This is a genomic window from Neorhizobium sp. DAR64872/K0K18, assembly GCF_050500175.1.
GTDB classification, from domain to species: domain Bacteria; phylum Pseudomonadota; class Alphaproteobacteria; order Rhizobiales; family Rhizobiaceae; genus Neorhizobium; species Neorhizobium soli.
The window spans coordinates 30,227-44,281 of record NZ_CP191446.1; the positions used below are offsets into that span (position 1 = coordinate 30,227).

A 14,055-nucleotide genomic window follows, 5' to 3' on the forward strand; every position below is an offset into this window, starting at 1 on the left:
ATTATCCGTTATGACGCTGGAAGACGAGCGTAGCGTTGGTGCCGCCGAAGCCGAACGAGTTGGAGAGCACAGTGTCGATCTTGGCATTGTCGATCCGCTTGCGAACAATCGGCACGCCGTCAAATTCCGGATCCAGCGTCTGGATGTGCGCGCTTTCACCGATAAAGCGTTCCTGCATCATCAGCAGGCCATAGATCGATTCCTGCACGCCGGCACCGCCGAGCGAGTGGCCGGTCAGCGACTTGGTCGACTGGATGTGCGGGATCTTGTCCTTGAACACTTCGCGGATGGCGCCAATTTCCTTGGAATCGCCAACCGGTGTCGAGGTGCCGTGGGTGTTGATGTAGTCGACCTCGCCTTCCACGTTGGCAAGCGCCTGACGCATGCAGCGGATGGCGCCTTCGCCAGATGGTGCGACCATGTCGTAGCCATCGGATGTGGCGCCGTAGCCGGTGAGTTCCGCATAGATCTTGGCGCCGCGGGCCTTGGCATGCTCCAGTTCTTCAAGCACGAGAACGCCTGCACCACCGGCGATGACGAAACCGTCGCGGTCGGCGTCATAAGCGCGCGAAGCCGTTGCAGGCTGGTCGTTGTACTTGGAGGACATGGCGCCCATCGCGTCGAACAGGTTCGACATGGTCCAGTCGAGATCCTCGTGGCCGCCGGCAAACATCACGTCCTGCTTGCCCCACTGGATCATCTCCGCGGCATTGCCGATGCAGTGCGCAGACGTCGAGCAGGCCGACGAGATCGAGTAGTTGACGCCGTGGATCTTGAACCAGGTCGCAAGCGTTGCCGACGCCGTCGAAGACATCGCCTTCGGCACGGCAAACGGACCGATCCGCTTCGGGCTGTTGTTCTTGATCGTCGTCTCGGCCGCTTCGATCAGGGTGCGGGTGGAAGGACCGCCCGAACCCATGATGATGCCGGTGCGCTCGTTCTCGCTGTAATCCTTTTCCTCAAGTCCGGAATCGGCCAGCGCCTGCTTCATCGCCACATGGTTCCACGCTCCACCCTGGGAGAGGAAGCGCATGGCGCGGCGATCGACGAGTTCCGTCGTATCGATGTTGGGCTTGCCCCAGACCTGGCACTTGAAGCCGTGCTCGGCGAAATCCGGCGAGAAAGAAATACCGGACTTTGCCTGCCGCAGGGACTCGGTGACTTCGGCTGCGTCGTTACCGATCGAGGACACGATACCGAGCCCAGTGACAACTACCCGTCTCATTTCATCAAACCTTTGTTGTTTTCGTCAGCTGCGCTTTGCAAGCAGTTTCAGGCGGTCTTTTCCTTGGAGAGACCCACGCGGAGGTCCGTCGCCTGATAGATGGTCTCGCCATCGGCCTTCAGCCAGCCGTCGGCGGTGCCCAGCACGAGGCGACCCCTCATGACGCGCTTGAAGTCGATGCCATATTCCAGAAGCTTGGTGTCCGGGCGGATCATGCCCTTGAACTTCACTTCGCCGGTCGAAAGCGCCATGCCGCGGCCGGGTTCACCCAGCCAGCCCAGGAAGAAGCCGGTCAGCTGCCACATGCCGTCAAGGCCAAGGCAGCCCGGCATGATCGGGTTGCCTTCGAAATGGCAGGGGAAATACCAGTCGTCCGGACGCACGTCGTATTCAGCGCGGATGTAACCCTTGTCGAAGGCACCGCCGGTTTCCGAGATCTCCGTGATCCGGTGGACCATCAGCATGGGCGGCAACGGCAGCTGCGCATTGCCGGGACCAAACAGATCACCGTGGGCGCAAGAGAGGATTTCTTCGTAGCTGAAGCTGGACTGTCTGGTGGACATGAATTTCCGTTTCCCCCCGTTTGAAGCTTTTGTTTCCCAAGCTTTAGAGCAATATGGGCCGAAATTGAAGTCTTGCCATGACAACACAGGTGCTGTCTGGGGAAGACTGCAGCTGCGGAAGCATCGCATTCAGGTCCGCATATAGGAAGCGGAGAGCGCAAACCAGTGGTAAAACACCGAAAATTAGCGTTTTTGCCGACCGCGGAAGGACGTGCTAAGGGACACTATTGAAAGAATTCATCTTAAAAGTTATATCGGAAATCAGATTAGATCCCGTGTGACAAAACGGTTGGAGCCGAAGCACATATGGCGGATGCCATGCCGAACATCGAGATTAGATTGCGCCATTGCGGCCTTCGACCGACGAGGCAGCGCGTCGCGTTGGCGGATCTGTTGTTTGCAAAGGGTGATCGGCATCTGACGGTCGAGGAACTGCACGCGGAAGCCACAGAAGCCGGCGTGCCGGTCTCGCTCGCAACCGTCTATAATACCCTCCACCAGTTTACCGAGGCAGGCCTCATCCGCGTTCTCGCGGTGGAGAGCGCACGCACCTATTTCGACACCAATATTTCCGATCACCATCACTTCTTTGTCGAAGGGCGCAACGAGGTTTTGGATATCCCGATCAGCAATCTGGAAATCGGCAATCTCCCGGATGCGCCCGAGGGCATGGAAATCGCCCATGTCGACGTCATCATCCGGCTGCGCGAAAAGCGCGCCTAGTCTTTGGTCCTGCCCTTGATTGCCTCATCTGCCGGCCGCCCCGGCCGCGACTTGTAGCGTGGCAGCGTCCAGCCGTAATGGATTGCGCCGCCCCGCAACGCAAAGGCGACCAGCACACCGACGCCTGAACTGACATACTGCGGAAAGCCGAGTGCCTGTGCCGCCGTGAACGCGGCAGCGCCGGCAATAGAGGCCGTGATGTAGATTTCCGAGCGCAACAGGACTGACGGCTCGTTGGCGAGAAGATCGCGCAGGATCCCGCCGAATGCCGCTGTCAGCGCGCCGGTAATGATGGCGATCGTCGGCGACCCGGTGGCGGCCAGTCCTTTTGCCGCGCCAAGCACGCTATAGGCAGCAAGGCCCACCGCATCGAGCCAGATCAACAGGCGATATCGCCACTCAACCCGGTGCGCGGTCAGATAGACCACGACCCCGGTGACGACGCAGATCAGGATATAGGTCGGGTCGAGAACCCAGAAGACCGGGGTCCGGCCAAGAATGATGTCACGCACCGTGCCGCCGCCGAGCCCGGTCACGGCTGCAAAGAACAGAAACCCGATGAGATCGAGCTCCTTTCTTGATGCCGCAAGCGCACCGGTTGCGGCAAACACCGCGATGCCGGCATAATCGAGGATCATCAGCAGGGACATTCCATTCTCCAGCGTCGCGCAAGTGCATTGCTCTAGATGATCACGCTAACGACGGCAACGGCATCTCCGGTCAGGTCCGATGATGTCATGAACAGATGATTTGAGAATATGGGTAGGTGCGGTGAACAAGGTCTTGATACTTCTGGTCGCTCTCGTCCTGCTGCCGACCTTCGCGTCAGCCCAGCAGAAACTGTTCAGCGATCCGGAAGTCACGGAAAAGAGCCATTTCCAGAAAACCTGCGGAAAAGTCGAGTTCGGTCCGGGCTTCGTCAAACGTTTCGACATCAACAATGATGGCATAACGGACGTCGTCACCGATCACAGCGACCTGACGTGCGACGGCGTTCGCGGCCCCAAATGCAATGCAGATGGCTGCCCGCAGAACTTCTACGTCCAGGCGAAGGAGGGCGGCTATATCATGATCGCCACCGCCCAGATCTACGGCTACGATTTCGTCCAGTATTTCGGCAACATGGTGTTCATGCTGCAGATGCATCCGCGGTTCTGCGAGCGCACCGATGCCGCGCCCTGCGTCATGCGGGTCCGCGTCCGCGGCGGTCGTTTCGTGACGATCTCGAAACAGTAATCGCGGCCCCTTCAGGGATCAGGGCGCCTTGATGCTGTCGATCCGGCCGGCCAGCGTGTAGCCGAGAACGGCCATCCATTCCCGCGCGGCCGTCGCCGTCAGCTGCGCATTGAGCGCCGGCTGGGTGAAATCGAGCTTGGCGGATACGATGCCGCTGGTGCGAAAGTCGGTCGGCCACGGGCGAACCTGAATGCCCGCCTTCTGAAACAGGGCGACGGAACGGGGCATGTGGAAGGCCGAGGTGATCAGCGCGCAATCGCTGAAGCCCTGCTGTTTCAGGATGTCGGCCGTATTCTGCGTATTCTCGTAGGTGGTGCGCGACGTGTTTTCCTTCACCACCCGGTCCGGCGCTATGCCGAAGGCTGTGAAAAACCGTTCGGACGCCTGCGCTTCGCCTTCATAGACCCCACTGAACGATCCGTCGCCGCCGGAAATCAGGATGCGCGACTGCGGAAATTGCAGCGCCAGCCGACCCGCCTCGATAAACCGGTCCGCCGCCTGGTTGAACTCGATGCCACCCCGTGCGGCCGTCACCTCGCTCTCGAATGCACCGCCGAGAATGATCATGCAGGAGAGGTCTGCAGGATCGGTTGCCGGCTTGGCGTAGCGAGCCTCGAGAGACTGCAGCGCCAATGCGCCCGCCGTCGTATAGAGCGTGACGAACAGGGTGAGCGCACTCAGAAGTGCCGAGATGCCGGAAAGCTTCCGCAGGCCGAAAAACGCGAAGAGAGCGGCAAGCGCCGAAAGCAGGAAGGCGATGGAAAGCGGCTGCGCGAGCAGCCAGATCAGCTTGGAAATGAAAAACATGGACCGTCGTCTGTTTGAGTCCCGGCCAGTCTATCCTGTCGCGGGCCGATGGTGAACGCGGCAACGGTCACTCTGTCTTGAGATAGTCTTCAACGCCGCGCGCTGCGGCAAGACCCGTGGCAAAGCAGGCGGTCAGAAGATAGCCGCCGGTCGGCGCCTCCCAGTCGAGCATCTCGCCGGCCGCGAACAGACCCGGACGCCGCTCCAGCATGAAGCCGCTATCGAGCTCGTCCCAGGCGATGCCACCGGCCGAGGAGATCGCTTCCGCAATCGGGCGAGGACGCAGCAGCGGGATCGGCAGCGCCTTGATCGCCCGCGCCAGATCCTCCGGCGGCATCCGGTTCACATCCGGTATCAGCTCGCGCAGCAAGGCCGCCTTGACACCGTCGAGGCCTGCACCCTTGCGCAGCCGGTTGGAAAAGCTCGCTTTCGCATCCTGCCGCGAGAGGTCGCGCACGAGACGCTCAAAGCTGCGGCCCGGCACGAGGTCGACATCAAGAGCCGCCTTTCCATCCCTGTTGATCAGCTCACGCAGGACTGCCGAATGCGCATAGACAAGGCTGCCTTCGATCCCGTGTTTCGAAATCACGAACTCGCCCTGATAGGTGCCCGCATCCGATCGCGTCGAGACGGATTTGAGCGGTGCCCCGGCAAAACGCTCGACGAACACGTCGCTCCACGCAACGTCGAAGCCGCAATTGGCCGCCTGGAACTCCGTTACCGCAATCCCCTCGGCCTTCAGCCACGGCACCCAGGCCGCATCCGAACCCAGCCGTGGCCAGCTTGCGCCACCAACCGCCAGAATGACCGCATCCGGGCGGATGAGAAGGTCGCCATCAACAGTTTCAAATCGGTAACCGCCGCCTTCGAACCCCGTCCAGCGATGGCGGGTCTTCAGCACCACGCCCTGGTTGCCCAGCCGGGCAAGCCAGGCGCGCAGCAGTGGCGATGCTTTCATGGCAACGGGAAAAACCCGGCCCGATGTCCCCACGAATGTTTCCGTCCCGAGCTCCTGTGCCCAGGCGCGAACATCCGATGGCGTGAACGCATCAAGCGCCGGTTGCATCCGCGAGGAAGGCGAGCCGAAACGTCCGGCAAACCGATCAAAATCCTCCGCATGGGTGATATTGAGCCCGGACTTTCCAGCCAGCAGAAATTTCCGCCCAAAGGTCGGCATCGCCTCGTAAACGGTCACCGAAAATCCGGCAGCGGAAAGATGCTCCGCCGCCATCAGTCCCGCCGGCCCACCGCCTATGATCGCAACCTGTCTGGTCATGATCTCCAGTTACGGCAGATTACACCGTTTTGCCATAGCCCCCGGCCGTCGGCGTGGTCACGGTCACCGCTTCGCCCGCCTCGATCACCGTCTGGGCGCAGCCCTGAAGTGTCTCGATCGAGCCGTCGAGCCTGCGCACGGTGGTGATCCCGAGCTCGCCCTCTCCACCGCCGTCAAGGCCGTGGGGGCGGAGTGTCCGATGCGAGGAGAGGATGGCGCAATCCATCGTTTCGAGAAACCGGATTGTCCGCTTCGTGCCGTCGCCGGCCGTAAACCGTCCCTGACCGCCGGAATTGTCGCGGATGTGGAAATCTTCCAGCAGCACCGGATAGCGCGTCTCCAGGATTTCCGGATCGGTGAGACGCGAGTTGGTCATGTGCACATGGACAGCATCGGTGCCGGCAAAGCCGCTGCCGTCGTTGAAGCGACCGGCCGGCGAACCGGAGCACAGCGTCTCGTAATACTGGTAGGTGGCGTTGCCGAAGGTCAGGTTGTTCATCGTGCCCTGGCTTGCCGCGATGGCACCAAGCGCGCCGAACAGCGCGTTCGTCACGTGCTGCGACGTTTCCACATTTCCGGCAACGACCGCTGCTGGATATTGCGGCTTGAGCATCGAACCATCAGGCACGATGATGCGGATCGGCTTCAGGCACCCGGCATTCATCGGGATCGAGCTCTCCACCATCACGCGGAACACGTAAAGAACGGCCGCGCGCGTCACCGGTTCGGGCGCATTGAAATTGTTCTTTTTCTGCTCGCTGGTGCCGGTAAAATCGACCGTCGCCTCGCGCTTTTGCCTGTCGATGGTGATCTTGACCCTGATCGTGCTGCCCTGGTCGGTCGCGTAGGAAAACTCCGCGTCGCCAAGCTTTTCCAGAACACGGCGAACGCTTTCCTCCGCATTGTCCTGGACGTGGCCCATATAGGCCTGCACGACATCGAGCCCGAACTGCGCGATCATCCGGCGCATTTCGTAAACGCCCTTTTCGTTGGCAGCGATCTGCGCCCTTAAATCTGCGACGTTCTGCGCAACGTTGCGGGCCGGGTAGGGGTGGTCGGACAGGAGGTTGGTGATGCCCGCCTCGTCGAACCTGCCGCGATCGACCAGAAGCACGTTGTCGAACAGCACGCCTTCCTCGTCGACCGTGGTCGCCAGCGGCGTCATCGATCCCGGCGCGGTCCCGCCGACATCGGCATGGTGACCGCGCGAGGCGACGTAGAACAGGATTTTCCCGCCCGCGTCATCGAACACCGGTGTGACCACCGTAATATCTGGCAGATGCGTTCCGCCATTATAGGGCGCGTTCAACGCGAACACGTCGCCGGGACGGATCTTGCCCTGGTTCTGCGCAATGATGCTTTCGACGGATCGATCCATCGATCCGAGATGAACAGGCATATGCGGCGCATTGGCGACAAGCGCGCCGTTCTCGTCGAACACGGCGCAGGAGAAATCCAGCCGTTCCTTGATGTTGACGGACGACGCCGTGTTCTGCAGCGTCACGCCCATCTGCTCGGCGATTGACATGAACAGGTTATTGAAGACCTCGAGCAGAACCGGATCCGCCTGGGTGCCGACAGCCTTGGCACGCGACAGCGTGACGATACGTTTGAGGACGACGTGGTTGAGCCGGGTCACTTCGAATGCCCAGCCATCCTCGATCACGATTGTCTGGTGCGGCTCGACGATCAGGCAGGGACCGCTCGCGCGCGCACCGGGATTGATGTCGGCGCGGCGATAGACAGGTGCCTCGCGCCATGCGCCCGTGGAATAGAACCGCGTGTGCTCCGCAGCCGTTGGGGCCGCGTCGTCCAGCGCAAACTCAGGTTCCGATGCATCGGCACCACCGCCGATCGCCTCGACCTCGTAGGCCTCGAAGATGATCTCGCGGTTTTCGAAGATAAAGCCGAACTGCTTCCGGTGGACAGTCTCGAACGCTGCCGTCATCTCGGCGGCCTCTGTCACCGCGACCGAGAGGGTCGTATCCGTTCCCTGATAGCGAAGATGAGCACGGTGTAGCACCTCGGTCTGCGCTCGATCCACGCCCTGCGAACCCATTTCGGCGAGCACGCTGGCGGAAAGTTCGTCGCGTACCGGGTCGAGCGACGCCAATGCTTCGGAAAGCGGCCGCGAAACCGTCCGTTGGCGGGTGGCGCGGATATCGGCAAGACCCATCCCGTAGGCGGACAGGATGCCGGAAAACGGATGGATCAGGACCGTCGAGATACCGAGCGCGTCCGCTGTCAGGCAGGCATGCTGACCGCCGGCGCCACCAAAGCAGGTCAGCGCATAATGCGTAACGTCGTAGCCGCGCTGCACGCTGATCTTCTTGACGGCATTGGCCATGTTCTCGACCGCGATGGCAAGGAAACCATCCGCCACCTGTTCCGGCGTTCGGCCATCGCCGACCACCGTCGCCATCTCTTCGAAGGCTTTTCGCACGGCGGCGGCATCCAGCGGCTCGTCGCGGTTGGGCCCGAAAATCCTAGGGAAGAGCTCCGGTGAAAGCTTGCCCAGCATCACGTTCGCATCGGTGACGGTGAGCGGGCCGCCGCGGCGATAGGCTTTCGGGCCGGGATTGGCGCCGGCGGAATCCGGGCCGACGCGGAACCGACCGTTTTCGAAATGCAGGATAGAGCCCCCGCCGGCCGCGACCGTGTGGATCGACATCATCGGCGCGCGCATCCGCACGCCAGCGACTTCGGTCTCGAACGAACGTTCAAGCTCTCCGTCATAGTGCGAAACATCGGTGGACGTGCCGCCCATGTCGAAGCCGACCATTCTGTCGAACCCGGCAAGTCGCGAGGTTTCGACCGCGCCAACGACGCCGCCGGCCGGGCCTGACAGGATTGCGTCCTTGCCCTGAAACAGTCGTGCCGCGGTAAGGCCCCCAGACGACTGCATGAACATCAGCTGGGGTCCCTCAGAACCGGCAGTCTCCGCATCCGTGCCAAGCTCGCTCGCCACCTGATCGACGTAACGGCGCAGGATCGGTGAGAGATAGGCGTCGACGACGGTCGTATCGCCGCGGCCGACCAGCTTGATCAGCGGCGAAACCTCATGGCTGACAGAGACCTGGGCAAAGCCGATCTCGCGGGCGATCGTTGCGACCAGCTGTTCGTGAGCCGGATAACGATAGGCATGCATGAAAACGATGGCAATGGCGCGGTAGCCCGCATCGAACTGCGCCTGAAGGTCTGCGCGCACCGTCGCCTCGTCCGGCTCCGCCTCGACTTCTCCGTCGGCACGCACGCGTTCGTCGACTTCCACGACCGCCGTGTAGAGCAGTTCGGGCTTCACGATCTTCTTGGCAAAGATGTCGGTTCGGGCCTGATAACCGATCGCCAGCGCATCTTTGAAGCCGCGTGTGGTGACGAGCAGCGTCCGCTCGCCCTTGCGCTCCAGCAGCGCATTGGTGGCGACGGTCGTTCCCATTTTAACAGCGCCGACCAGTTCGGCCGGAATAGGTTGCCCAGCTTCGACCTGCAGCAACTCGCGAATGCCCTGCACGGCAGCATCGCGATAGGCTTCGGGATTTTCCGAAAGGACCTTGTGGGCCACAAGGGTCCCATCCGGCTTGCGCCCAACGATATCGGTAAATGTGCCGCCGCGGTCGATCCAGATGTCCCACTTGTCCTGCGCCATGCAATGCCTCCGTAACGATCGATTTAAGGCCACGAGAACATTTCGTCGATAAAACGTCAATGATCGATTGACAGCAAAATGCCCAGTACGGCATCATGCCTTTATAACAGGCAAAGTGGCCAGAAGAGCCGCGCCTTACCGGCAACCGAGGGGAAGCCATATGAGCGATCTACGCATTCTTGTGCGGAGGGCAAACCGTGTCCGCCGCTGATCCACGCCACAGCATTTTCCCCGAATGGCTCCGCAAAGGGCTGGACGGATTGTACCTCGTGTCGGGCTGGCTTGCCGGCCTCTTCCTGGTCGCGATCTTCCTCATCATGCTCGCGCTATCCGCAGGCCGCCCGCTTGGGATAGACGTCCCGGCCGGCGACGATTTCGCATCCTGGGCAATGGCGGCGTCCGCCTTCCTCGGTCTCGCCCATACATTCCGCTCCGGCGAAATGATCCGCGTCGGATTGCTGGTAGAAAGGTTCACCGGCCGTACCCGCCAGATGGTCGAGATTTTTGCCCTGCTGGTTGGGTCCGCCGCTGCCCTCTACTTCGCCTGGTACGCTTTCGACATGAACGTCACCTCGTGGCGGTTCAACGATCTCGCCCAGGGGGTGATCGCCATGCCGCTATGGATCCCGCAGATGGGTTTTTCCGGCGGCCTGATCATCCTGGCTGTCGCCATGACGGACGAGCTTCTGCACGTGCTTTTCGGTGGGTCGCCGCGCTACGAAAAGCCGCCTGCCGAAACCGCCGAAGAAGTGATTGAACGCGCAATGCAGAGCGGGGCCTGACGCATGGGAACGATTGAACTCGTTGAAATCGCCGGCGTCGTCCTCGTCGCGCTGCTGGCGCTTCTGGCCGCCGGAGTCTGGATCGGCTTCTCGCTGCTGATCTGCGGCCTGATTGCCATGCTTTTCGTGCCGGGCATCCCGTTTGGCGCGGTGCTGGCCACCAACTCCTGGAGCAACGGCGCGTCCTGGTCGCTGGCGGCACTGCCGCTGTTTGTCTGGATGGGCGAAATCCTGTTCAGGACAAAGCTGTCCGAAGAGATGTTCCGGGGTTTGGCACCCTGGCTTGGCTGGCTGCCGGGCAGGCTCATGCATGTCAACGTTCTCGGATGCGGCCTGTTCGGCTCGATCTCCGGTTCCTCGGCTGCAACCACGGCGATGATCGCCAAAATCGCACTGCCGGAATTGAAGAAGCGCGGCTACGACGAAATGGTCAGTCTCGGCTCGCTGGCCGGTGCCGGCACGCTCGGCATTCTCATTCCGCCGTCGATCACCATGGTCGTCTATGCGGTCGCCGCCAACGTCTCGATCATCCAGATCTTTCTCGCCGGCTTCCTGCCGAGCCTGATCGTGATGGTCCTCTATTGCGGCTATATCGTCGTCTGGTCGCTGCTCAACCCCGACAAGCAGCCGCCTGCGCCGCCGAAAATGAGCTTCAAAGAGAAACTCAAGGAATCGGCCAACCTCATCCCAGTCAGCCTCCTGATCATCCTCGTCTTCGCAACGCTGTTGCTCGGCTGGGCCACGGCGACGGAATGTGCGGCCTGGGGTGTGGCCGGCTCGCTCGCCATTGCCGCCTGGTCGAAAACGCTCAGCTGGAAGTCCTTCTGGGACAGCGTCATGGGTGCGACACGTCTCACCTGCATGATCATGCTGATCCTGACGGGTGCCGGCTTCATGTCGATCGCTATGGGATATACCGGCATTCCGAACGCGCTGGCTGCCTGGGTCGATAGCTTCAACCTCAGCCCTTACGCGCTGATCGCGGTGCTGACGATCATGTATATTCTGCTTGGTGCGGCACTCGATGGTCTTTCGATGATCGTCCTTACCACGGTTGTCGTTTTGCCGATGATCCAGCAGGCCGGCTTCGACCTCGTCTGGTTCGGCATCTTCCTGGTGCTGATCGTCGAGATGGCGGAGGTCTCTCCGCCCGTGGGCTTCAATCTCTTCGTCCTGCAGACGATGAGCGGGCGCGATAGCCTCACGGTGGCAAAAGCCTCGCTGCCATTCTTTTTCCTGCTTGTGGCGACCGTCGCCATCATTACGGTTTTCCCGGAAATCGTGATGGTTCTGCCGAAAATGGCATTCCCGGGTTAATCACAAAGAGGGAACTGAAAATGAAGGTCACTGGAAAACTCGCCCGCCTCGGCATTGCCGCAGCCGCGCTCCTCGCGTCCACAGCATCGTCTTTCGCAGCCAACTGGGTCCTGCCGTCCGCCTATCCGCCGACCAACTACCATGTCGAGAACCTCAACCAGTTCGCCAAGGACATCGATGCGGCCACCAAGGGTGAGCTGAAGATCACCGTCCATCCGAATGCCTCCCTCTTCAAGGCCCCCGATATCAAGCGCGCGGTCCAGACCGGCCAGGCGCAGGCGGGCGAAGTGCTGCTGTCGCTGCACGAAAACGAAAACCCGGTCTTCGGGATCGACGTCGTGCCGTTCCTCGCCACCAGCTTCGAACAGTCCAAGAAGCTTTACACGGCCTCGAAGCCCGCCATCGAACAGGCGCTCGACAAGCAGGGCCTGAAGCTCCTCTACACCACGCCATGGCCGCCACAGGGCCTCTTCACCAAGAAGGACGTCAACACCGTCGCCGACCTGAAGGGTCTGAAGTGGCGCGCGTATAATGTCGGCACATCGCGTATTGCGGAACTGGTCGGCGCCCAGCCGGTCACCGTCCAGGCTGCCGAACTGCCGCAGGCTCTGGCAACCAGTGTCGTCGATGGCTTGATGACCTCCAGCGCCACGGGCGTCGACAGCAAGATCTGGGAATCCCTGACCCACTATTATGACACCCAGGCCTGGATCCCGAAGAACGTCATCTTCGTCAACAAGGCTGCGTTCGCAGCCCTCGACGCCGCCACGCAGAAAGCCGTGACGGATGCGGCTGCGGCTGCAGAAACCCGCGGCTGGTCGATGGCCGCCGAAAAGACGGCGTCCTACATGGAAACGCTGAAGAAGAACGGCATGCAGGTTCTGGAGCCAAGTGCCGAACTGAAGACCGGTCTTTCCGCAATCGGCGCCAAGCTAACCGAGGATTGGTCCAAGAAAGCCGGCGCAGATGGCGCCGCCATTCTGGACGCCTACAAGAAGATGTGATTTCGGAAGCGCCGTGGCAATCGTGCCGCGGCGCCCTCTCATTCCGGAGAAGTTCATGTCCGAACCGATAGACACTGTTGGCCCGATCGTTTCTTCGGAGCACCTTGCAAGCGGCGCGCTGCCGGCTCTGTCCGAAATCGAGTTCGGCCTCACCATGCTCAATCATGCGTTCAGCCGCTGGATGGTGCGCTGCATGGCGGCATCCGGAGTGCCCGATCTTTCGACCGTCGACATTCTCGTCCTGCACAACGTCAACAGCCGCAACAAGCCGAAAACGCTGGCCGATATCGCGCTCGTCCTCAATATCGAAGACACGCATGTGGTGACCTACGCCCTGAAAAAGCTGGAACGGCTGAAGCTGATCAAGTCCGGCAGACGCGGCAAGGAAAAGCTGGTCATGGTGACGGAGGCGGGTGCTGCCGCCTGCGCCCGCTACAAGGCGATGCGTGAAAGCCTGCTCGTCAAATCCGTGCTGGCAACCGAAGTGTCCGCCGACTCCCTGTCGGATGTTGCAGCCCGCCTTCGCGCCCTTTCCGGCCACTACGATCAGGCCGCCCGCGGCGCCGCGTCCCTTTAGGACAGAAGCGCTCTTGTCAGCGGGTGGTTCGGATCGGATAGCCCGTCCAGCACCGTGAAATGGTTTCTGTCCGGTTCCTCGACGGCTTCAGTCTCGGCCCCCAGACCCTTCCAGATGTTGGCCAGTAGCGCATTCTGGCGAAGGAATTCCGAGCGTTCGTTGCCGCCCACCCAGCAGGTGAGGCGTGTGTTCGGGATGGGTTCCAGCAAGGCCGGGCTTTCGCGTTGTGCCTCTTCAGGATCGATCCGCTGCTTCTCGTTCATCTTCGTCCTCATGATCGGGCGAAGGTCATGCACGCCAGAGATCGATACCGTGTTGACGATGCGTTGGCGAACCGGCTCTGCGAGCGGCGATGTGTTGGTGATCATCCGCGTCACCAGATGCCCGCCGACCGAATGCCCGGCAAGCCGGATCGGCCCCTCCACCAGCTCTGCCGCTGCCGTGATCGCCTCACCGATCTCGCGGGTAATTTCAGCGATCCGGTTTTCCGGCGCAAGCGTGTAGGCCGGCAGTGCCACCGCATATCCGCTTTCCAGAGCACCATGGGCAAAATGCGACCAGTAGCTGTTGTCGAGCGCGATCCAGAAGCCGCCATGGACATAGACGACGAGGCCGACCGGCTTTCCGGCGGGCAGCAAGAGATCGAACCGGTTGCGCGGCTTGTCGCCATAGGCAATGCCGAGCTTTGCACGGCCTTCGGCCGCGAGCGACTCGCGGTACAGTCGTGCAGGTTCCACCCAGGCCGCAGGCCAACGATCGCCCTTTGGAATGTTCGGGCCATTGGCATAGGCGTCGTCCCAGTCGATGATCCCGTGGCGCATGTGATTGTCTCCTGTTCGATCCGACAAGCGTCATAGCCCGCCCCCGATGTCGCTGGAAAGCCTGCGCTGCTGTTCCAA

General features: G+C 61.3%; 13 protein-coding genes. 6 read left to right on the forward strand and 7 right to left on the reverse strand.

Features of this window, described 5'->3' with window-relative positions:
* Position 1: 1 nt before the first annotated feature.
* Together fabB and fabA are read right to left on the reverse strand one after the other, a co-directional pair.
* Positions 2-1,225, reverse strand: a complete 1,224-nt coding sequence (gene fabB / locus ACQY1P_RS05535) for a beta-ketoacyl-ACP synthase I (RefSeq protein WP_062454249.1) — start codon at positions 1,223-1,225, stop codon at positions 2-4.
* A 47-nt stretch (positions 1,226-1,272) separates the two neighbouring features.
* On the reverse strand, positions 1,273-1,788 hold the full coding sequence (gene fabA, locus ACQY1P_RS05540) for a 3-hydroxyacyl-[acyl-carrier-protein] dehydratase FabA (protein ID WP_062454248.1): 516 nt from the start codon (positions 1,786-1,788) through the stop codon (positions 1,273-1,275).
* A gap of 306 nt (positions 1,789-2,094) precedes the next feature.
* Between fabA and irrA the strand changes: the two genes are divergently transcribed.
* Complete coding sequence (irrA, locus tag ACQY1P_RS05545) at positions 2,095-2,511, forward strand: iron response transcriptional regulator IrrA (protein ID WP_192078008.1); 417 nt, start codon at positions 2,095-2,097, stop codon at positions 2,509-2,511.
* Here irrA and ACQY1P_RS05550 read toward each other — a convergent pair.
* Positions 2,508-3,161, reverse strand: a complete 654-nt coding sequence (locus tag ACQY1P_RS05550; RefSeq protein WP_430255593.1) for a trimeric intracellular cation channel family protein — start codon at positions 3,159-3,161, stop codon at positions 2,508-2,510. The genes irrA and ACQY1P_RS05550 overlap by 4 nt on opposite strands.
* Before the next feature lie 121 nt (positions 3,162-3,282).
* Between ACQY1P_RS05550 and ACQY1P_RS05555 the strand changes: the two genes are divergently transcribed.
* On the forward strand, positions 3,283-3,747 hold the full coding sequence (locus ACQY1P_RS05555; protein WP_092664052.1) for a hypothetical protein: 465 nt from the start codon (positions 3,283-3,285) through the stop codon (positions 3,745-3,747).
* A gap of 18 nt (positions 3,748-3,765) precedes the next feature.
* Here ACQY1P_RS05555 and ACQY1P_RS05560 read toward each other — a convergent pair whose 3' ends face one another.
* The 3 genes from ACQY1P_RS05560 to ACQY1P_RS05570 all read right to left on the reverse strand — a co-directional run bounded on the left by ACQY1P_RS05560 (position 3,766) and on the right by ACQY1P_RS05570 (position 9,476).
* On the reverse strand, positions 3,766-4,554 hold the full coding sequence (locus ACQY1P_RS05560) for a YdcF family protein (RefSeq protein WP_430255595.1): 789 nt from the start codon (positions 4,552-4,554) through the stop codon (positions 3,766-3,768).
* Positions 4,555-4,621: 67 nt separating this feature from the next.
* Positions 4,622-5,830, reverse strand: a complete 1,209-nt coding sequence (locus ACQY1P_RS05565; protein WP_430255597.1) for a TIGR03862 family flavoprotein — start codon at positions 5,828-5,830, stop codon at positions 4,622-4,624.
* Between the two features lie 19 nt (positions 5,831-5,849).
* Complete coding sequence (locus tag ACQY1P_RS05570) at positions 5,850-9,476, reverse strand: hydantoinase B/oxoprolinase family protein (protein WP_430255599.1); 3,627 nt, start codon at positions 9,474-9,476, stop codon at positions 5,850-5,852.
* 197 nt (positions 9,477-9,673) lie between these two features.
* Here ACQY1P_RS05570 and ACQY1P_RS05575 point away from each other — a divergent pair, with 197 nt between their 5' ends.
* Genes ACQY1P_RS05575 through ACQY1P_RS05590 form a run of 4 tightly spaced genes read left to right on the forward strand, consistent with a single transcriptional unit; the run spans position 9,674 to position 13,156 of the window.
* Positions 9,674-10,258, forward strand: coding sequence for a TRAP transporter small permease (locus tag ACQY1P_RS05575; RefSeq protein ID WP_430255601.1), 585 nt, complete (start codon positions 9,674-9,676; stop codon positions 10,256-10,258).
* 3 nt (positions 10,259-10,261) lie between these two features.
* A complete protein-coding gene (locus tag ACQY1P_RS05580) occupies positions 10,262-11,575 on the forward strand; it encodes a TRAP transporter large permease (RefSeq protein ID WP_062454241.1) in 1,314 nt (437 codons plus the stop codon).
* Between the two features lie 20 nt (positions 11,576-11,595).
* Complete coding sequence (locus ACQY1P_RS05585) at positions 11,596-12,579, forward strand: TRAP transporter substrate-binding protein (protein ID WP_430241426.1); 984 nt, start codon at positions 11,596-11,598, stop codon at positions 12,577-12,579.
* A 55-nt stretch (positions 12,580-12,634) separates the two neighbouring features.
* Complete coding sequence (locus tag ACQY1P_RS05590; RefSeq protein ID WP_062454239.1) at positions 12,635-13,156, forward strand: winged helix DNA-binding protein; 522 nt, start codon at positions 12,635-12,637, stop codon at positions 13,154-13,156.
* On the opposite strand, the gene ACQY1P_RS05595 is transcribed toward ACQY1P_RS05590, so the two are convergent.
* Positions 13,153-13,977, reverse strand: a complete 825-nt coding sequence (locus tag ACQY1P_RS05595) for an alpha/beta hydrolase (RefSeq protein WP_430255603.1) — start codon at positions 13,975-13,977, stop codon at positions 13,153-13,155. The two genes, ACQY1P_RS05590 and ACQY1P_RS05595, sit on opposite strands and share 4 nt — an antisense overlap.
* Positions 13,978-14,055 lie beyond the last annotated feature (78 nt).